16 protein-coding genes are annotated in these 18,778 nt (G+C 74.3%); 4 read left to right on the top strand and 12 right to left on the bottom strand.

Annotated elements, in window-relative coordinates:
* The first annotated feature begins 5 nt into the window (after nucleotides 1-5).
* Entirely contained in the window at nucleotides 6-728 is a 723-nt protein-coding gene (locus tag Cph01nite_RS00900; protein ID WP_203670465.1) for an HAD hydrolase-like protein, read from the top strand.
* On the opposite strand, the gene Cph01nite_RS00895 is transcribed toward Cph01nite_RS00900, so the two are convergent.
* Nucleotides 682-1,194: a phosphoribosyltransferase gene (locus Cph01nite_RS00895; protein ID WP_203670464.1), complete on the bottom strand. Its 513-nt coding sequence runs from the start codon at nucleotides 1,192-1,194 to the stop codon at nucleotides 682-684. The two genes, Cph01nite_RS00900 and Cph01nite_RS00895, sit on opposite strands and share 47 nt — an antisense overlap.
* A gap of 173 nt (nucleotides 1,195-1,367) precedes the next feature.
* Between Cph01nite_RS00895 and Cph01nite_RS00890 the strand changes: the two genes are divergently transcribed.
* Nucleotides 1,368-2,252: a formate/nitrite transporter family protein gene (locus tag Cph01nite_RS00890; RefSeq protein WP_203670463.1), complete on the top strand. Its 885-nt coding sequence runs from the start codon at nucleotides 1,368-1,370 to the stop codon at nucleotides 2,250-2,252.
* A gap of 12 nt (nucleotides 2,253-2,264) precedes the next feature.
* On the opposite strand, the gene Cph01nite_RS00885 is transcribed toward Cph01nite_RS00890, so the two are convergent.
* The 11 genes from Cph01nite_RS00885 to Cph01nite_RS00835 form a co-directional block, all read right to left on the bottom strand.
* Nucleotides 2,265-4,100 (bottom strand): ABC transporter ATP-binding protein, encoded by a 1,836-nt coding sequence (locus Cph01nite_RS00885; protein WP_203670462.1) that lies wholly within the window; start codon nucleotides 4,098-4,100, stop codon nucleotides 2,265-2,267.
* Nucleotides 4,097-5,938: an ABC transporter ATP-binding protein gene (locus tag Cph01nite_RS00880; protein WP_239068943.1), complete on the bottom strand. Its 1,842-nt coding sequence runs from the start codon at nucleotides 5,936-5,938 to the stop codon at nucleotides 4,097-4,099. Before Cph01nite_RS00880 ends, Cph01nite_RS00885 begins: the two co-directional genes overlap by 4 nt.
* A gap of 65 nt (nucleotides 5,939-6,003) precedes the next feature.
* Nucleotides 6,004-6,768, bottom strand: a complete 765-nt coding sequence (locus tag Cph01nite_RS00875; RefSeq protein ID WP_203670461.1) for an SDR family oxidoreductase — start codon at nucleotides 6,766-6,768, stop codon at nucleotides 6,004-6,006.
* A 106-nt stretch (nucleotides 6,769-6,874) separates the two neighbouring features.
* Entirely contained in the window at nucleotides 6,875-8,209 is a 1,335-nt protein-coding gene (locus Cph01nite_RS00870) for an aspartate aminotransferase family protein (protein ID WP_203670460.1), read from the bottom strand.
* An 88-nt stretch (nucleotides 8,210-8,297) separates the two neighbouring features.
* Nucleotides 8,298-9,446, bottom strand: a complete 1,149-nt coding sequence (locus Cph01nite_RS00865; protein ID WP_203670459.1) for an ABC transporter substrate-binding protein — start codon at nucleotides 9,444-9,446, stop codon at nucleotides 8,298-8,300.
* An 82-nt stretch (nucleotides 9,447-9,528) separates the two neighbouring features.
* A complete protein-coding gene (locus Cph01nite_RS00860; protein ID WP_203670458.1) occupies nucleotides 9,529-10,302 on the bottom strand; it encodes an ABC transporter permease in 774 nt (257 codons plus the stop codon).
* On the bottom strand, nucleotides 10,299-11,174 hold the full coding sequence (locus tag Cph01nite_RS00855; protein WP_203670457.1) for an ABC transporter ATP-binding protein: 876 nt from the start codon (nucleotides 11,172-11,174) through the stop codon (nucleotides 10,299-10,301). The genes Cph01nite_RS00860 and Cph01nite_RS00855 overlap by 4 nt, the downstream gene beginning before the upstream one ends.
* A complete protein-coding gene (locus Cph01nite_RS00850) occupies nucleotides 11,171-12,121 on the bottom strand; it encodes an ABC transporter permease (protein ID WP_373307528.1) in 951 nt (316 codons plus the stop codon). Before Cph01nite_RS00850 ends, Cph01nite_RS00855 begins: the two co-directional genes overlap by 4 nt.
* The gene (locus Cph01nite_RS00845; protein ID WP_203670456.1) at nucleotides 12,118-13,161 is read right to left on the bottom strand and encodes a TIGR03842 family LLM class F420-dependent oxidoreductase; all 1,044 of its coding nucleotides are present in this window, start codon (nucleotides 13,159-13,161) and stop codon (nucleotides 12,118-12,120) included. The genes Cph01nite_RS00850 and Cph01nite_RS00845 overlap by 4 nt, the downstream gene beginning before the upstream one ends.
* Before the next feature lie 12 nt (nucleotides 13,162-13,173).
* On the bottom strand, nucleotides 13,174-14,595 hold the full coding sequence (gene hydA, locus Cph01nite_RS00840) for a dihydropyrimidinase (RefSeq protein WP_203670455.1): 1,422 nt from the start codon (nucleotides 14,593-14,595) through the stop codon (nucleotides 13,174-13,176).
* A gap of 25 nt (nucleotides 14,596-14,620) precedes the next feature.
* Nucleotides 14,621-15,469 carry a nitrilase-related carbon-nitrogen hydrolase gene (locus Cph01nite_RS00835; RefSeq protein WP_203670454.1) on the bottom strand — a complete coding sequence of 283 codons (849 nt, stop codon included), beginning with the start codon at nucleotides 15,467-15,469 and terminating at the stop codon, nucleotides 14,621-14,623.
* 233 nt (nucleotides 15,470-15,702) lie between these two features.
* Between Cph01nite_RS00835 and Cph01nite_RS00830 the strand changes: the two genes are divergently transcribed.
* Together Cph01nite_RS00830 and Cph01nite_RS18945 are read left to right on the top strand one after the other, a co-directional pair.
* Nucleotides 15,703-17,043 carry an aminotransferase class I/II-fold pyridoxal phosphate-dependent enzyme gene (locus Cph01nite_RS00830; RefSeq protein ID WP_203670453.1) on the top strand — a complete coding sequence of 447 codons (1,341 nt, stop codon included), beginning with the start codon at nucleotides 15,703-15,705 and terminating at the stop codon, nucleotides 17,041-17,043.
* A gap of 116 nt (nucleotides 17,044-17,159) precedes the next feature.
* Nucleotides 17,160-18,605: a cellulose binding domain-containing protein gene (locus Cph01nite_RS18945; RefSeq protein ID WP_239068942.1), complete on the top strand. Its 1,446-nt coding sequence runs from the start codon at nucleotides 17,160-17,162 to the stop codon at nucleotides 18,603-18,605.
* Nucleotides 18,606-18,778: the final 173 nt, after the last annotated feature.

Below are 18,778 nucleotides of genomic sequence, written 5' to 3'. Positions count from 1 at the left end.
CGGGGATGACTCCCGCACCCCTGGTCCTGCTCGACCTCGACGGCACCCTCACCGACTCCTACCCCGGCATCGCCGCGAGCGCGCGCGTCGCGTTCACGGCCCTCGGCATGCCCGTCCCCGACGACGCGGCGCTGCGCCGGTTCGTCGGTCCCCCGCTGGCGGACTCGTTCCCCGCGTTCGGGGTGCCGGGCGAGCGCGTGCCGGAGGCGGTCGCGGCGTACCGCGGGTACTTCCGCGAGGCCGGCATGTGGGAGAACTCCGTGTACGCCGGCATCCCGGAGCAGCTGGTCGAGCTGCGCGCGGCCGGCGTGCGGTTGGCGGTCGCGACCAGCAAGCCCGAGGTCTTCGCCGGGCCCATCTGCGAGCGCTTCGGGCTCGCCGCGCACCTCGAGGGCGTGTTCGGTGCACCGCTCGACCACGTGCCGTCCTCCAAGGCGACCGTCGTCGCGGCGGCGCTGGACGCGCTGCGACCCGGCGGTGCGGTGCTGATGGTCGGCGACCGGGAGCACGACGTGCACGGCGCGCGGGCCCACGGCGTCGACTGCCTGGGGGTGGCCTGGGGCTACGCGCAGCCGGGTGAGCTCGCCGCGGCCGGCGCGGTCGACGTCGTGGCCGACGTCGGTGGCCTCGCGGCCGCGGTGCTCGCGGTCCTGGGCCGTGCGTCCGGCGACGACGGGGCCGTCAGCGGGTCGCCTCGACCGGCGGGAGCGCCGACCACGGGAACGTGATCCACCGGTCGGTGCGCCGCCACACGTAGTCCGGGTCCACGACGGACCGCGGCTTGGCGTACAGCACCGCGGTGCGCACCTCGCGGCAGTGCTGGGCGAGCAGCCGCTGCACCAGCGCGAGCGTCTCCCCGGAGTCCGCGACGTCGTCGACGACGAGTGCGCGCAGGTCCTGCATCGCCGTGGTGTCGAGCAGCGGCGGCAGCAGCAGCGGCTCGGGCAGGGTGCTGCCGATGCCGGTGTAGAACTCGACGTTCATCGTGCCGACCGCCTTGGTGCCCAGCGCGTACGCGAGGGCGCCGCCGGGCGGCAGCCCCCCACGTGCGATCGACACCACGACGTCGGGCACGTACCCGGAGTCCACGACCTCCTGCGCCATCTCACGCACGGCCGCACCGAACGTCTCCCAGTCGAGGACCTCGCGGTCGCCGGGCAGGTCCTGGCCGGGTGCGGCCTCCGTCGTCGTCATGCGCACATCGTCGCCCACGCGCGTTGCGGTGGCGTTGCCCGGTCGTCCCGGGTGACGCCGCTGCGGCCGTGCGAGGGTGCCCCGGCGTCGCGGACGCGGCGGGACGCAGGTCACAGCGTCCGACGGGACCGTCGACCCGGCGCGCCGGGGGCACCCTGTGGCAGCGTGAGCCCGTGAGCACCACCGGCCCCGACGCCCGTTCCCTCTTCCCGGGCAAGCAGTTCATCAGCACCGTCCTGGAGTCCCTCGAGACGAAGACCGCGATGTCCGGGACCCTGGGCCGCCGGTACCTCATGCGCGCCGCGATGGCCGGCATCATCATCGGCCTGCTGTACGCGGTGCACTACGCGGTCGTCGCGGCGTTCGACCAGGTCGTGCTGGGTGGGTCGAGCCTGTACCCGCTGGGCCGCATCGTCGGCGCCCTCACGTTCGGCTGGGCGCTCGTGTTCATCTACTACTCCCGCTCCGAGCTGCTGACCTCGAACATGATGATCGTGTCGATCGGGGCGTACCACCGCCGCACGACCTGGGGGAACGCGCTGCGCCTGCTCGGGCTGTGCTACCTCGGCAACCTCGTCGGCGGGCTGCTCGTCGCGGTCTTCGTGCGGTTCTCGACGCTCGCCGACGGTGCGGTCCTCGACCAGATGGTCGCGTCGGTGGACCACAAGCTCGCGTTCGTCGCGGACGGGCCGACCGGGTGGGTCGACCTGCTGGTGCGCGCGGTGCTGTGCAACTTCTGCATCAACCTCGCCATGCTGCTGGTCTACAACGGGCTCATCAAGGACGACCTGACGAAGTCGCTGGTCATGATCATCGCGGTCTTCGTGTTCGCCTTCCTGGGGCTCGAGCACTCCGTCGCCAACACGGTGCTGTTCTCGATCGTCGGGCTGCGCGAGGGGATCGACGTGGGGCTCGCCGCCGGGAACGTCGCGCTGGCGCTGGTCGGCAACTTCCTCGGCGGGGGCCTGCTCATCGGCTGGTACTACGCCTTCGTCAACGACGACACGCGCTGGCTGCGGGACCACGCGGGCTCGCAGGACGGCGCCGAGGGCGCCTGACGGCTCCCGGGCTCAGGTGCTGCGCAGGGACTCCTGCCACTGCGTGTGCAGGGTGGCGAACCGCCCGCCCGCCGCGACGAGCTCCTGCGGGCTGCCGTCCTCGACGACGCGCCCGTCGTCGACCACCAGCACGCGGTCGGCGTGCATGACGGTGGACAGGCGGTGCGCGATGACGACCGCCGTGCGCCCGGTCAGCAGGGTGCGCAGCCCTTCCTGGACGAGCTGCTCGCCCGGGATGTCCAGCGAGCTCGTCGCCTCGTCCAGCACCAGGACCGCCGGGTCGGCGAGGAACGCGCGCGCGAACGACACCAGCTGACGCTGCCCGGCGGACAGGCGCACCCCGCGGGTGTCGACGTCCGTGTCGTACCCGTCCGGCAGCGAGGCCAGCAGGTCGTGCACCCCGACCGCGCGGGCGGCCTGCTCGATCTCCTGGCGGGTCGCCGACGGGCGTCCCAGCGCGATGTTGGCCGCGACCGACCCGGAGAACAGGTACGCCTCCTGCGTGACCATCACCATCGCGGTGCGCAGGTCACCCGGGTCCGCGTCGCGCAGGTCGACGCCGTCCAGGCGCACCGCCCCGGACCGGGGGTCGTAGAACCGCGCGAGCAGCTTGGCGACGGTCGACTTGCCCGCCCCGGTCTCCCCCACGAGCGCGACGGTCTGCCCGGCCGGGACGTGCAGGTCGAGGTGCGGCAGCACGGTCGGCCCGTCGGCGTAGCCGAACTCGACGCCGTCGAAGCGGACGTCACCGCGGGGCTCGGGCAGGCGCACGGGCCGCACCGGGTCGGGCACGGTCGGCTCCTGCGCGAGCAGGCCGGACAGCTTCTCCAGCGCGGCCGTCGCCGACTGGAACGAGTTGTAGAACATGCCGATCTGGGCCAGCGGGGCGAAGAACCGACGGGCGTACAGCACGGCGGCGACGAGCACGCCGACGTCGAGGGCGCCGTCGAGCACGCGCAGCCCCCCGACGAGCAGCACACCGGCCACCGTGACGTTGCCGATGAGGACGAGCCCGGTGTCGAACACGCCGTTGACGCGGATCGCCTCGGCGTTGGCGGCCCGGTACTCCTCGGACTCCTCGGCGTAGACCTCGGCGACCTGGCGCTCCCGGCGGAACGCCTGCACGGCGCGGATGCCCGTCATCGTCTCGACGAACCGCACGATGACCCGCGCGGCCGCCGTCCGGGAGCGCCGGTACTGGGCCTGGGAGCGCATCTGGAACCAGCGCGTCAGGACGACGCCCGGCACCACCGCGACGAGCAGCACGAGCCCGCTGCGCCAGTCGAGCAGCGTGAGCCCGACGGCCGTGAAGGTCATCGCCAGGCCGCTGGCCGCGAGGGTCGTGACGCCGCCGTCGAGCAGCTCGCGCAGCGCCTCCAGGTCCGAGGTCTGCCGCGAGATGATCCGGCCGGACGTGTACCGCTCGTGGAACTCCAGGCTCAGGCGCTGCGTGTGCCGGAAGACGCGCCGGCGCAGCTCGAGCAGGACGGTCTGGCTCACGGTGGCGGCCATGCGCACGGTCGCGGCCGTGAAGGTGCCCGCGACGAGGGCGGTGAGCGCGTAGCCGCCGGCGACGAGCAGGAGCGGTCCGGAGTCGCCGGCGCGCAGGGCGGGGATGCCGCGGTCGATGCCGACCGCGACGAGCGCCGGCCCGGCCACCAGGGCCAGCTGGGCGACCACGACGACGAGCGCCGTGAGCGTCGCCCGCCGCGCCACCGGCCGCAGGAGCGTGCCCAGCAGCCCGAGCGAGCGGCGTCGCACCTCGGCCGGTGCCACGTCCTCGTGCTCGTCGCGCGCGGGCCCGCCGGGTGCGGGCGTGGCGGCACCCGGGGCGGTGGTGGCGCTCACCGCCGCACCTCCTCGGCCAGCGGCAGCCGGGGGTCACCGGGCGGGGGCGGGTCGTCGTCGCCGCACTCGGCGGTGAGCACGTACCGGTAGTGGGCGTGCGTCGCCAGCAGGTCGGCGTGCCGGCCGACCCCGGTGACGCGGCCGTCCTCCAGCACCGCGACGCGGTCGGCCAGCGCGACGGTCGACGTGCGGTGCGCGACGACGAGCGTCGTGGTGGTCGCCAGGACCCGGCGCAGGCCCGCGGTCACCTCGGCCTCCGTCGCGACGTCGAGGGCCGACAGCGGGTCGTCGAGGACGAGCACGCGGGGCCGCCCGGCGATCGCGCGGGCGAGCGCGACGCGCTGGCGCTGCCCGCCGGACAGGCTCAGGCCCTCCTCGCCGATGACCGTGTCGACACCCCGCGGCAGGCGGTGCACGAACCCCGCGCGCGCCACGTCGAGGGCCGTGCGCACCACCTCCTCGCGGTCCGCCTCGCTCAGGGTGGCCACCTGCTCGGCCGGCACACCCATGAGCACGTTGTCGCGGACCGAGGCCGAGAACAGGATCGGGTCCTCGAACGCGACGGCGACCGCACCGCGCAGGTCGTGGCGCGTGACGTCCCGCACGTCGACCCCGTCCACCAGGACGGCACCCCCCGTCACGTCGTAGAGGCGGGGCACCAGCTGCAGGAGCGTCGTCTTGCCGCTGCCCGTCAGGCCGACGAGCGCCAGGGTCTCCCCCGGCTCGAGCACGAGGTCGACGCCGCGCAGCACCTCGCGCGACCCGGGCCGGTGCGCGAACCGCACGTCCCGCAGCTCGACGCGGGTCCCGGCCGACGGCGCGAGCGGCAGGGCCACCGGCCGCTCGGGGTCGGCCAGCGCCGGTACGGCGTCCATGACCTCCAGGAAGCGGTCGGTCCCGGCGCGCGCGTCGAGCGTCATCGCCAGCAGCATCCCCAGGCTCTCGACGGGCCGGGTCATCACGGCGGCGGTCGCGAAGAAGGCGACGAGCGCGCCGACGCTCGCGCGGTCGGTCGCGGCGAGCCACACCCCCAGCCCGAGGGCCACGGCCAACGTCGTCTCGGGGATCCACGCGAGCGCGAACGACATGCGCGACTGCGCGCGGGCCTTGTCGAGCTCGGTGCCGCGCAGCTCGTCGGCCTGCCGGACGAAGTCCTCGAGCGCGTCGTCGCCGCGACCGAAGGCCTTGAGCACCCGGATGCCGTGCACCGACTCCTCGACGCTCGTCGCGAGGTCGCCGGCCTGGTCCCGCGCGCGCCGCGCGACGACCTTGTAGTGCTGGCGGAACCGGAAGCCGAGCCAGATGACCGGGACCGCACCCAGGAGGTACACGACGCCGAGCAGCGGGCTGGTCACGATCATCAGCACCCCGCCGACCAGCACCGTGGTCGAGGACACGACCAGCTGCACGAGCCCGAACACCATCCAGCGGCGCACGGTGTGCAGGTCGCCCATCGAGCGCTGCAGCAGCTGCCCGCCCGACCACCGGTCGTGCGACGCGACGGGGAGGTCCAGCAGGTGCCGGAACAGGTCGGTGCGCATGGTGCGCTCGACACCGGTCCCGGGGGTCGCGATGAGCGCGCGCCGCGCCCACACCAGCACGGCCTCGAGCACACCGAGCAGGAGCACGAGCAGCGCGGCCTGCACGACGGCGACGCGCGAGCCGTCCGTCAGCAGCGGCCCGTTGACGACTCCGCGCAGCACCTGCGGCACCGAGAGCGCGATGAGGCTCGCCACGAGCGTCGCGCTGCCGCCGGCGACCACCCGGGGCAGCGCGGGGCGCGCCCAGCGCACGAGGCGGAGGAGGGCACGCGTCGTGGAGGTGTCGGGCGGGGGCACCCGGCCAGCGTAGATCGCGGCCCCGACATCGCACGTCGGAGGTGCGCCCCGCGGCGTCGCCCCGCTCAGACGCCGGTGCGCGCGATCGTCGTGTTGTTCGCCTGCGCGCGCGGCCGCACGACCAGCAGGTCGACGTTGACGTGGGCGGGACGCGACAGGCTCCACGCGATCGTGTCGGCGACGTCCTCGGCGAGCAGCGGCTGGTAGCCCTCGTAGACCTTCGCGGCGCGCTCGGCGTCGCCGTCGAACCGCACGAGCGAGAACTCCTCGGTCGCGACGTTGCCGGGTGCGATCTCGATGACCCGCACGGGCTCCCCGACGATCTCCCAGCGCAGCGTCGTGGCCAGCATGCGCTCGGCGTGCTTGACGCCCGTGTACCCGGCGCCCCCCGGGTAGGGCGCCTGACCCGCGGTCGACGTCACGACGACGACGTCGCCCGCACCGCGCTCGCGCAGCAGCGGCAGCACGCCCTTGACCACGCGCAGCGTCCCGAGCACGTTCAGCTCGTACATCGTGCGCCAGCCGTCGACGTCGGCGTCCTCGACGCTGTCGAGCCCGAGCGCCCCGCCCGCGTTGTTGACCACGGCGTCGAGCCCGCCCGTCGCCCGCACGTGCGCGAGCAGCGCGTCGACGTCGGCGTCGCGCGTGAGGTCCGCGGCGAACGTGTCCGCACCCGTCTCGCGAGCGAGCGCCGCGAGCCGGTCCGCGCGGCGGGCGGTCGCGACGACGTCCCACCCCTCGGCACGCAGCCGACGCACCGTGGCGGCGCCGATGCCGGACGACGCCCCCGTGACGAGCGCGCGGCGGGGACGGTCGGTGGACGAGGTCATGCGGGCTCCTGGCGGTCACGGTGCGGGTGTCGGACGAGCATCGCACGCGGGCGGGCGGGCGACAGGATCGCACCGTCGCCGGTGGGGTGGGTGGGGTGGGGCCGGGTCAGGGGGCGGGGGTGGCCTCGGTGAGGGCGTCGTCGAGGATCTCCAGCCCGCGGCGTGCCTCGTCGGGGGTCACCACGCACGGGGGGACGACGTGCACACGGTTGTCCACGACGAACGGCAGCAGGCCACGCGCCAGGCACGCGGCCTTGACGGCCCCGACGACGGCGGCGGGCACCGGCGCGCGCGTCGCGCGGTCGGCCACGAGCTCGACGGCCCAGAACACCCCGCACCCGCGGACCTCGCCGACCAGTGGCTGCCGTGCGGCGAGGTCGGCCAGCCCGGGCCCGAGCACGTCACGCCCCACGGCCGCGGCGTTCTCGACCACCCCCTCGTCCTCCATGGCCCCCAGCGCGCCGACGATCGCGGCCATCGCCAGGGGGTGCCCGGAGTACGTCAGACCGCCGGGGTACACGCGGTCGTCGAACGTCGCGGCGATCTCGGCGGAGACGAGCACCCCGCCGGCCGGCACGTACCCGGAGTTGACGCCCTTGGCGAAGGTCACCAGGTCGGGGACGACGTCGTGCTGGTCGAACGCGAACCACGAGCCCGTGCGCCCGAACCCGGCCATGACCTCGTCGAGGACCAGCACGATCCCGTACCGGTCGGCGATCTCCCGGACCCCGGCCAGGTACCCGGCCGGCGGCACGAGCACGCCCGCGGTCCCCGGCACGGTCTCCAGCAGGATCGCCGCGACCGAGTCCGGACCCTCGCACTGCACGACGCGCTCGAGGTGCTGCAGGGCACGCTCGCACTCCTGCTCGGGCGTGGTCGCCCAGAACTCCGAGCGGTACAGGTACGGGCCGAACACGTGCACGTGGCCGCGGGCGTACTCGTTGGGCACGCGGCGCCAGTCCCCCGTCGCGACGACGGCCGCCCCGGTGTTGCCGTGGTACGAGCGGTAGTGCGACACGACCTTGTCGCGGCCGGTGTGCAGGCGCGCCATGCGGATCGCGTTCTCGTTGGCGTCGGCGCCGCCGTTGGTGAAGAAGACCTTGGCGAACCGGTCGGGTGCGTGCGCGAGGACCGCCTCGGCCGCCCGCCCGCGCGTGAGGTTCGCCGTCGCCGGCGCCACGGTCGTCAGCGCCGCCGCCTGCTCGCGGATCGCCTCGACGACCCGGGGGTGCTGGTGCCCGATGTTCGTGTTGACGAGCTGGCTGGAGAAGTCCAGGTACGCGTGCCCGGCGTGGTCCCAGACGGTCGAGCCCGCGCCCCCGGCCACGACGAAGGGCGCGACGTGGGCCTGGGCGGACCACGAGTGGAAGACGTGCGCGCGGTCGAGCGCGACGGCCTCGGCGTCGAGCGTCAGGCCGTCGACCTGAGGGGGTGCTGCCATGGGTGCCTCCCGGCGGTGCGTCGGGGCGGCCGCGTCCGTCGTCGCCCCGGGGCCCGGGCGGGGTGCGCGCACCCCGCCCGGGCGTCGGTCAGTTGCCGCCCTCGGCGAGCTCGACGTCGATCGGCTCGAAAACGGCGCCGAAGGTGTCGACCCCCTCCTCGGCGAGCTCCGCGAGCGCGCGCTCGACGTACTCGGACGTGTAGGCCGTGTCCGGCGGCTCCTGCGTGATGATCGTCGCGCCGGTCTCGTTGGACGTCTCGAGGGCGAGCGCCACGGTGCGGTCCCACGCCGCGGGGTCGACCAGCCCGATGCCGCCCGTGGACGGCCAGACGAGCTTGTTGACCTCGTTGGTCATCCACAGCTGGTGCGACGTGCCCAGGGTGGACCCGGCCGCGGTGACGATGTCGGCCGCCTCCTGCGGGTTGTCCCGCGCGTACACCCAGCCCTTGAGCGAGGCCTTGAGGAACTTGACGGTCGTCTCCTGGTACTCCTCGTCGTCGGCGAGGCGTGCCGCGTCGGCCCAGATCGCGTCCTGCAGCATCGCGACGCCCTCGTCGTTCCAGTCGATGACCGTGAAGTCCTCGGGCTGGTACAGCTCACCGGTGTCCGGGTCGACCGTCTCCAGCAGCTGGGCGTACTCGTTGTACGTCATGGCCTGCGCGGCGTCGATGTCGCCGCTGAGCAGGCCGAGCATGTCGAACGCCTGGGTCACGAGCTCGAAGTCCTCGACGCCGGCCTGGTTGAGCCCGGCGAACAGCTCCCACTCGTTGCCGTAGCCCCACGAGCCGACCTTCTTGCCCGCGAGGTCGGCGACGGACGTGATGCCGGAGTCGGCGAACGCGACCTGCAGGGTCGCGGACCGCTCGAAGACCTGGGCGACGTGCGTGACCTGCGCGCCCTGCTCGATCGAGCCCAGGACCTTGGGCACCCACGCGATCGCGTAGTCGACCTCGCCGGCCGCGAGCGCGTCCTGCGGCACGACGTCCCCGCCCGAGGGGACGATCTGCACGTCCAGGCCCTCGTCGGCGTAGTAGCCCTGGTCGACGGCCGCGTAGTAGCCGGCGAACTGCGCCTGGGTCAGCCACTGCAGCTGCAGCGTGACCGGCGTGAGGTCGTCGCCGGCGGCGGTGCCACCACCGGACGCCTCCGCCCCGTCGGTGCTCGAGCAGGCCGTCAGCAGCAGCCCGGCGGCTGCGACGGCCGCGACGGCCGCCCCCCGGTACGTCGTGGTCCTCATGTCATCTCCCTTCGTTGCGTGCGCGGACGAACAGCGGGTCGACCGTCCTGGCGGCGTCGGCAGGAGGACGTGCGGGGGCGGCTCACGGGCCGGCCCGGCGGGTGGCGAGGTGCTCGGCGGTGGCGGTCACGGCGTAGAACGTCAGCCCGACGGCGATGCCGCCGAGCACGTACGCCCACGCCTGCGCGTAGTTCGAGCCGGCGGCGGCCGTCGTGATGAACGAGCCGATGCCCGAGCGCGGCCCGCCGAAGTACTCGGCGACGATGGCCGAGATGACGGCGAGCGACGACGCCATGCGCAGCCCGGTGAAGACGAACGGGACCGCCGTGGGGATCGTCACCGTGCGCGCGACCTGCACGCGCGACGCGGCGAGGGCCGCCATGAGGTCGCGGTGCACGGGGCGCACCTGCCGCAGCCCGCGGAGCGTCGTGACGTACACGGGCACGAACACCGCGAGCGCGGCGACGACGACCCGCGCCTGCTCCGAGCCGGCCCCGTACATGGCGTACAGGACGGGCGCGAGGGCCACGATCGGCACGACCGCGAGCGCCGCGACGACCGGCTCGGCGAGCACGTCCAGCAGGTGCACCGCGGCGGCCACGACCGCGAGGAGGACGCCGAGCACGGACCCGACGAGCAGCCCGAGGGCCGCGTTGCGCCCGGTGACGAGGGCGGCCGACGAGATCGCCTCGCGGTACGTCACGACCTGGTCGCCGATGGCGGCGGGTCCCGGCAGGACGAACGGCGGCACGTCGCCGAGCACCACCGCGCCGTGCCAGGCGCCGAGCAGCGCGGCGAGCAGCACGACGGGCGGCAGCACCTGCCGGGCAGCACCTGCGACCGGTGAGCGGGTCATCGCAGGTCCACCCCCCGGGGGCCGGTGCCGCCGCCGTGCAGGGCCGTGCGCACGGCCGCGACGGCCGCGACGAAGGCGGCGTCGGTGCGCAGGTCGTCGCCGGCGTCGTCGTGCGGGCCGGAGCCGGGTGTCGCGGCACCGGAGCGGTCCAGCGTCACGTCGACGACCTGCCGGATCCGCCCGGGACGCGGGGACATGACGACGACCCGGTCGGACAGGAACACCGCCTCGGGGATCGAGTGGGTGACGAACACGACGGCGGCCCGCGTCTCGGCGCAGATCCGCAGCAGCTGGGCCTGCAGGTGCTCGCGCGTCATCTCGTCGAGCGCACCGAACGGCTCGTCCATGAGCAGCAGCGACGGCGAGTCGGCCAGGGCGCGGGCGATCGCCACGCGCTGCTGCATCCCGCCCGACAGCTGGTCGGGGTGGTGCTCCGCGAACTCGGTGAGGCCGACCATGGCGAGCAGCTCGTCGGCACGCTCGCGGCGGCTCGCCCGGCCGGTGCCGGCCAGGGCCAGGGGGAGCTCGACGTTGGCGCGCACGGTCCGCCAGGGCAGCAGCCCGGCCTGCTGGAACGCGATGCCGTAGTCCCGGGCCAGGCGCGCGTCGCGCGCGCTGCCGCCGAACACCCGCACGGTGCCGGACGTGGGCTGGTCGAGGTCGGCCACCAGGCGCAGCAGGGTCGACTTGCCGCACCCGGACGGGCCGATGAGCGACACGAACTCCCCGGCTGCGACGGTGAGGTCGACGTCCTCGAGCGCGACGACCGGGGCGGACCTGCCGCCGAACACCCGGCCGGCCCCCACGATCTCGACCGCGGTCGCGCCGCGGGGGTGTGCTGCGGGGGTCGGGTGCTCCTGCACGGTGCTCACGACGCCACCTCCGTCCGTCGGTACCGGTGCAGGGCGCGGCCCAGCAGGGCCACCAGTCCCGCGGCGAGCAGCCCCAGCGCGACGGCGCCGAGGATCGGCGCCCACGGCTTGGGCGGGTCGCTGGCCGCGAAGTTGGCGAACTCGAGGATCATCCGGCCGAGCCCGCCGGGCAGTCCCGTGGCGACCTCGGCCACGACCGTGCCGACGACGGCGTTGGCGGCGGCCAGGCGCAGGGCGGGCAGCAGGTGCGGGACCGCGGCGGGCAGCCGCAGGGCGACCAGGGTCGTCCACCAGCCGGCGCCGTAGGCCCGCATGAGCTCGACGTGGATCGTGTCCGGCGACTGCAGCCCGCGCAGCATGCCGACGGCGACGGGGAAGAACGCGAGGTAGCTCGCGATGACGGCGACCGACATCCACGGCTGCCACGTCACGGCCCCCAGCTCCAGCCGCGACCCCCAGGACCGCACGAGGGGTGCCAGCGCGATGAGCGGAACCGTCTGCGACAGGACGACCAGCGGCAGGACCGCGGACTCCACGACCCGCAGCCGCTGCATGGTGACCGCCAGGACCGCGCCCACGGCCACCCCGATCGCCCAGCCGGTCAGCGCGATGCCCGCCGAGGACGCGCCGGCGCGCAGGACGGCGACCCACAGCGCCTCGGCGCCCGTCGCGCCGGACACCGGCTCGAGCAGCCGCGCCGCGACGTCCCACGTGTGGGGCATCGCCATGGCCGTGGTGCGCGGCAGCAGCCGGGTCTCCCCGAGCGACCACCCCTGCTCGGGCCCGAGCAGCTTGTACGCCTCCCAGAGCGCGGCGACCGCGAACGCCGCCAGGACGGCGACCAGCGGGCGGACCCGCAGCAGCCGGGCGACGCGACCGGCGGCCGCGGGGGCGGCCGGGCTGCTCACCGCCTCGGCGAGCGTGGTCGGGGCGGTCGCCGTGCTCACGGTGCCGCGGTGGAGGTCGCCACGACGTGCTCGGCCATCGCCGGGATGACCCGCTCGCCGTACAGCCGCATGGTCTCCTCCTTGTTGTCGTGCTGGAGGTACACGGCGAACTGGTCGCAGCCGAGCGCCTGCAGCTCGCGCAGCCGCTCGACGTGCTCGTGCGGCGAGCCGAGCAGGCAGAACCGCTCGACGATCTCGTCGGGGACGAACGTGGTGTGGGAGTTGCCCGCCCGGCCGTGCTCGTTGTAGTCGTACCCCTCGCGGTCGCGGACGTAGTCGGTCAGGGCCTTCGGGATGGCCGAGTCCGTGCCGTAGCGGCGCACGATGTCGGCGACGTGGTTGCCGACCATGCCGCCGAACCAGCGGCACTGCTCGCGCATGTGCGCCCGCTCGGACGGGGAGGACCCGTCGCCGACGTACGCGGGGGCCGCGATGCAGATGTCGACGTCGTCGGGGTCGCGGCCGGCAGCCTCGGCGGAGTCCCGGACGGCCCGCACCATCCAGCGCGCGATGTCGGGGTCCGCGAGCTGGAGGATGAAGCCGTCGCCGACCTCGCCGGTGAGCTTCAGCGCGAGCGGCCCGTAGGCCGCGACCCACACGTCGAGGGCCGAGCCGCGCGACCAGGGGAACCGGACGGTGCGCTCCCCCAGGTCGGCCGGTCGGTCGTTCGCGAGCTCGCGGATCACGTGGATCGACTCGCGCAGCGTCGCGAGGTTCGAGGGCCGGCCGTTGAGCGTGCGCACGGCCGAGTCGCCGCGCCCGATCCCGCAGATCGTCCGGTTGCCGTACATCTCGTTGAGCGTCGCGAACAGCGAGGCGAGCACCGTCCAGTCGCGCGTGGCGGGGTTGGTGACCATGGGCCCGACGACGACCTTGCGGGTCGCGGCGAGGATCGCGGAGTAGATGACGAACGGCTCCTGCCACAGCAGGTGGGAGTCGAAGGTCCACACGTGCGAGAACCCGTGGGTCTCGGCCTGCCGGGCCAGCTCGACGGTGCGCGAGGCGGGTGGGTTGGTCTGCAGGACGACGCCGAAGTCCATCTGCCGCTCCCCTCAGACCAGGTACTGCGAGAGGTCGCGGCGCAGGTAGCGGCCGTGGCCGGGTCGGCCGTGGTAGCCGTCGGCGTCCACGAGCACCTCGCCGCGGGACATCACGACGTCCACGTGCCCGTCGATCTCGAACCCCTCCCACGCGGAGTGGTCCATGTTCATGTGGTGCGTCGCGTCGACGCCGATGGACGTGTGCCCCGCGGGGTCGTACACGACGACGTCGGCGTCGGCGCCCGGCGCGATCACCCCCTTGCGGCCGTAGAGCCCGAACATACGGGCGGGCGTGGTCGACGTGATCTCGACCCAGCGCTCGAGGGAGATCTCCCCGGTCACGACCCCCTGGTACATGAGGTCCATGCGGTGCTCGACGGACCCGATGCCGTTGGGGATCGCGCGGAAGTCCGCGAGCCCCAGCTCCTTCTGGCCCTTCATGCAGAACGGGCAGTGGTCGGTGGACACCATCTGCAGGTCGTTGGTGCGCAGCGCCTGCCACATGTGGTCCTGGTGCCCCTCGGCGCGGGAGCGCAGCGGGGTCGAGCAGACCCACTTCGCGCCCTCGAACCCCGGCGCCCCGAGCTGCTCCTCGAGGGAGAGGTAGAGGTACTGCGGGCACGTCTCGCCGAACACGTTCTTGCCGGCGTCGCGCGCCCACGCGAGCTGCTGCACGGCCTGCTTGGCGGACACGTGCACGACGTACAGGGGGGCGTTCGTGACGTCGGCCAGCATGATCGCGCGGTGCGTGGCCTCCTCCTCGAGCTGCCACGCCCGGGCCACGCCGTGGAAGTACGGGGCGGTCTTCCCCTGCTCGACGAGCTGGGCCGCGAGCACGTCGATCGCCGGGCCGTTCTCGGCGTGCATCATCGTCAGCAGCCCCAGGTCGGCCGCCCGCTGCATGGCGCGCAGGATCTGGGCGTCGTCGGCGTAGAACACGCCGGGGTACGCCATGAAGAGCTTGTAGCTGGTGATGCCCTCGTCGACGAGCCACGCCATGGCGGCCAGGGAGTCCTCGTCCACGCCGCCGACGATCTGGTGGAACGCGTAGTCCACCGCGCAGGCGCCCGCCGCCTTGGCGTGCCACGCCGCGAGGCCGTCCTGGACGCGCTCGCCGGCGCGCTGCACCGCGAAGTCGATGATCGTCGTCGTGCCGCCCCACGCGGCGGCGCGGGTGCCGGTCTCGAAGGTGTCGGACGCCGCGGTGCCGCCGAACGGCAGCTCCATGTGGGTGTGGGCGTCGACGCCGCCGGGGACGACGTACCGACCCGTGGCGTCCAGGACGCGGTCGACGGACGCGGCGAGGTCGTGGCCGAGCAGCGTGGAGCCGGGGGCGAGGACGGCGGCGATGGTCTCGCCGTCGACGAGGACGTCGGCCGCGACCCGGCCCGTTGCGGAGACGACGGTCCCGCCGCGGATGAGCGTGGTGGTCATGGTGCTCCTTCCTCGTGCCGCGCGGTCAGGGGGCGACGATCGGGCCGTAGGCGTCCGGCCGCCGGTCGCGGAAGAACTGCCAGCGCTCGCGCACCTCGCGGATCCGGTCGAGGTCCAGGTCACGGATGAGGAGCTGGTTCTCGCTGGACGAGCCGACCTCGCCCACGTAGTTGCCGTCGGGCCCCACGGCGTAGGACGAGCCGTAGAAGTCCACGGCCTCGTCGCCGTACTCGTTGTCCTCGAGCCCGACCCGGTTGTTCGCCACGACGTAGTAGCCGTTGGCGACGGCGGCGGCGGGCTGCTCGATCTCCCACAGCTTGTTGGAGATGCCGGGCGCCGTGGCGTTGGGGTTGAAGACGATCTGCGCTCCGTTGAGCGCCAGGACGCGCCACCCCTCGGGGAAGTGCCGGTCGTAGCAGATGTTCACGCCGATGCGTCCGGCCGCGGTGTCGAAGACCGGGTACCCCAGGTTGCCGGGGCGGAAGTAGAACTTCTCCCAGAACTTGGGCAGGTGCGGGATGTGGTGCTTGCGGTAGGTGCCGAGCACGGTGCCGTCCGCGTCGATGACGACCGCCGTGTTGTACAGCACGCCCGGCTGGTCCTCCTCGTAGATGGGCAGGACGATGACGAGCCCGAGCTCGGCCGCGAGCGCGCTGAACCGCTGCGTGGTGGGTCCGGGCACCGGCTCGGCGTAGTCGTAGTAGGCGGTGTCCTGCGTGATGCCGAAGTACGGGCCGTAGAAGAGCTCCTGGAACCCGATGACCTGCGCACCCGCGGCCGCGGCCTCACGGGCCCAGTCCTCGTGGAGCCGGATCATGGACTCCTTGTCCCCCGTCCAGGTGGCCTGGGTGAACGCGACGCGCACGACGGTCATGTGTCCTCCGGTTCGACGACGGTGCCCCCGGGCCGACGACCGCACGGGCCGCCCACCGGGGAGGAATGTGACTGTCGTCCTTGGACATTTCCTCGCGGTCACGGGTCGTTTGCGGCCACGGAACTTCCCGGAGCGGCGCGTGAACTTCTGGACACCCGTCCGCCTCGCGGCCGCATCGTCGGCGCTCACCTCCCGGACACGCAGGCGCAACACGGGCGCGCGACGATGCGCGCATGTCACCGCAGGAGCTGGCGGAACTCGTCGCCGACCGGTCCCCCCGGGGGATCGCCGCGACCATCGCCCGACTGGTCCACACGGGCGACCTGCTGCCCGGCGACCGGCTGCCCACGGTCCGCCAGCTCGCGGGCGCCCTCGGCGTCAGCCCGGCGACCGTCGGCTCCGCCTGGCAGACGCTCGCGTCCGCCGGGCTCGTCATCTCCCGGGGGCGCGCCGGGACGTCCGTGCTGCCCGGTCCGGCCGGGCGGCTGCCGCCGCGCTACCGCGACCTGGCCGACGTGCCGGCAGCGCGCCTCGACCTCGCCGGCGGCACGCCCGACCCCGACCTCCTGCCGGACCTGGCGCCCGCGCTGGCCCGGGTGGCCGCGCACGGGCACGGCTCGCGCGCGACCGGGTACCTCGACGACCCGGTGGTGCCCGAGCTCGAGCGGCTGCTGCGCTCCTCCTGGCCGTTCCTCCCGCAGCGCCTGACGGTCGTCGACGGCGCGGTCGACGCCCTGAGCCGTGTCCTGGAGCAGGTCGTCGGGTTCGGCGGGCGCGTCGCCGTGGAGGATCCCGGCTTCCCGCCCGTCCTCGACCTGCTCGACCACCTCGGCCTCGAGCGGGTCCCGGTGCCGCTGGACGGCGCGGGGCCCCGGCCCGACGCGCTGGCCGAGGCCGTCGGCTCCGGTGTGCGCGTGGTGCTGCTGCAGCCCCGCGCGCAGAACCCGACGGGCGTCAGCACCACCCCGACGCGGGCGCGCGAGCTGGCGGGCGTCCTGCGCCCCGTGGCCGGGCAGGTGTGGGTGGTCGAGGACGACCACTCGGGTGAGATCGCGTCGTCGCGCGACGTCAGCCTCGGCCCGCTGCTGCCCGACCGCGTCGTGCACGTGCGCTCGTACTCCAAGTCGCACGGGCCGGACCTGCGCATCGCCGCGGTCGGCGGGCCGGCGATCGTGCTCGACGGGCTCGTCGCCCGGCGCATGCTCGGACCCGGGTGGACGAGCCGGCTGCTGCAGCGCGTGCTCGCGGACCTCCTGACCGACGCGCAGGCCGTCGAGGCGGTGGCCCACGCCCGTCGCGTCTACCACGGGCGCCGGCGGGCCCTGAGCGCGGCGCTCTCCCGGCGCGGGATCGACGTGCCCCCGGGCGACGGCATCAACATGTGGGTCCCCGTGCACGACGAGGCCACGGCCCTGGTGCGGCTCGAGGCCGCAGGGGTGCGCGTCGCGCGCGGACGGCCCTTCTTCTGCCGGCCCGCCGAGGCGGACGGGTTCGTGCGCGTCACCGTCGGGGTGCTGCGCGCCGACGACGTCGAGACGGTGGCCGCCGCGCTCGCCGCGGCCGCCGCCCCCTGAGCGGCGACGCCGTCAAGCGGTTGGTATACCAACCGAATGGTTTCGCCCGTCGCCCCGACAGTGCTCCGCGCACCACAGTGTGGGTCGTGATCCCAACGTCGAGGGGAACGATGGCCATGTCGAGGACACGCAGCAGGACAGCGGCCTGGGTCGCGACGGTCGCGCTGGTCGCGGCCGGCGCGGTCGCCGCCGCGAGCACGCCGGCCCACGCCGTCCAGACCATCACCAACGTCGCGTACGCGCCGGCCGACCCGCCCGGCAGCCGCGGCCACCTGCTCGACCTGTACGTCCCCGACGGCACGGGCCCGTGGCCGCTCGTCGTCTGGTCGACCGGCTCGGCCTGGACGTCGGACGACGGCAAGACCGGCGCGAGCGCCATCGCCCAGCAGCTCAACCCCCGCGGGATCGCCGTGGCCGGCGTCAGCGTGCGGTCCAGCTCGCAGGCGAAGTTCCCCGCGCAGGTGCACGACATCAAGGCGGCCATCCGCTTCCTGCGCAGCAACGCCGACCGCTACCGGCTGGACCCGGCCCGGTTCGCCAGCATGGGCGACTCCTCCGGCGGCTGGGTCGCCGCGATGGCGGCGGTCACCGGCGGTGACGCCTACCTCGAGGGGCAGGTCGGCACCACGGGCGTGTCCAGCGCCGTGCAGGCGGGCGTCGACTTCTTCGGCCCGACGGACTTCTCCCGACTCAAGGAGCAGAACCCCGGCGGCTGGATCGACCACGACAGCATCAGCGCGCCCGAGGGGCAGCTCCTCGGCTGCGCGACCCCGACCTGCCCGGACAAGGTGCGCCAGGCCAACCCGTTGGCGTACGTGGACCGCGACGACCCGCCGATGATGCTGCTGCACGGCCGCAGCGACAACGTCGTGCCCCACGCCCAGACCGAGATCTTCTACGAGGCGCTGAAGGCCGCGTGCGTCGACACCCGGTTCTTCTCCGTGCCCGGCGCCGGTCACAGCCACGCCGACGTCACCAGCGCGTCCCGGTACGGCCAGCAGACGGTGCGCACCACCGTGGGCTGCCGCGAGACGGTCACGCAGGGCACGCCGAACCCGAGCTGGGACACCATCGCGTCGTTCCTCAAGGACGCTTGGGCCACGGCCGGGCCCCAGCCCACCCCGACCCCCACCGCCTCGCCCACGCCGTCCGCCTCGCCCACGCCGTCCGTGTCGCCGACGCCGTCGGTGTCGCCCACGCCGTCGGTGTCGCCCGCGCCCTCGGTCTCCCCCACGCCGAGCCCCACCCCGCAGCCCACGCAGGGCCCGGGGACCGGCTGCACGGCGTCGTACCAGCTGGTGAACAGCTGGCCCAACGGGTTCGTCGCGGACGTGACGGTCACGGCCGGCAGCGCGACCATCACCGCGTGGCGCGTCACGGTGACGCTGCCCGCCGGCGCGACGGCGACGCAGGTGTGGAACGGCCAGTCGACCGGTGGCTCCGCGCCCACCGTGACGAACGCCCCCTGGAACGGGCGGGTGGACGCCGGGCGGAGCACCACCTTCGGCTTCCAGGGCACCGGGAACGGTGCCGGCGCGACCGTGACGTGCACGGCGTCGTGACGCCCGACGCACGCTGACGGACGCCGACGACGAGCGGCGCGCGCGGGCCGGGCCCGTGCGCGCCGCTCGTCCGTCGTCGTGCACGCGCGGTGCGCGCTTGCACGGCGACGGGGGTCAGCGCCTAGGGTGACGGGTCGGAACCCGGCCGCCGCCTTGGCCGGGTCGCACCGCCC

The sequence above is a fragment of the Cellulomonas phragmiteti genome (genome assembly GCF_016862775.1).
In the GTDB taxonomy this organism is placed as follows: domain Bacteria; phylum Actinomycetota; class Actinomycetes; order Actinomycetales; family Cellulomonadaceae; genus Cellulomonas; species Cellulomonas phragmiteti.
Note: the sequence above shows the minus strand (reverse complement) of the source record. Positions and strands in the feature narration are given on the sequence as shown.

Excerpts from the sequence above, each read along its gene's own strand:
- Cph01nite_RS00845 (WP_203670456.1), bottom strand. The coding sequence starts at position 13,161 with ATGGACTTCGGCGTCGTCCTGCAGACCAACCCACCCGCCTCGCGCACC.
- hydA (WP_203670455.1), bottom strand. The coding sequence starts at position 14,595 with ATGACCACCACGCTCATCCGCGGCGGGACCGTCGTCTCCGCAACGGGC.
- Cph01nite_RS00865 (WP_203670459.1), bottom strand. The coding sequence starts at position 9,446 with ATGAGGACCACGACGTACCGGGGGGCGGCCGTCGCGGCCGTCGCAGCC.
- Cph01nite_RS00860 (WP_203670458.1), bottom strand. The coding sequence starts at position 10,302 with ATGACCCGCTCACCGGTCGCAGGTGCTGCCCGGCAGGTGCTGCCGCCC.
- Cph01nite_RS00875 (WP_203670461.1), bottom strand. The coding sequence starts at position 6,768 with ATGACCTCGTCCACCGACCGTCCCCGCCGCGCGCTCGTCACGGGGGCG.
- Cph01nite_RS18945 (WP_239068942.1), top strand. The coding sequence starts at position 17,160 with ATGTCGAGGACACGCAGCAGGACAGCGGCCTGGGTCGCGACGGTCGCG.
- Cph01nite_RS00830 (WP_203670453.1), top strand. The coding sequence starts at position 15,703 with ATGTCACCGCAGGAGCTGGCGGAACTCGTCGCCGACCGGTCCCCCCGG.
- Cph01nite_RS00870 (WP_203670460.1), bottom strand. The coding sequence starts at position 8,209 with ATGGCAGCACCCCCTCAGGTCGACGGCCTGACGCTCGACGCCGAGGCC.
- Cph01nite_RS00835 (WP_203670454.1), bottom strand. The coding sequence starts at position 15,469 with ATGACCGTCGTGCGCGTCGCGTTCACCCAGGCCACCTGGACGGGGGAC.
- Cph01nite_RS00895 (WP_203670464.1), bottom strand. The coding sequence starts at position 1,194 with ATGACGACGACGGAGGCCGCACCCGGCCAGGACCTGCCCGGCGACCGC.
- Cph01nite_RS00900 (WP_203670465.1), top strand. The coding sequence starts at position 6 with ATGACTCCCGCACCCCTGGTCCTGCTCGACCTCGACGGCACCCTCACC.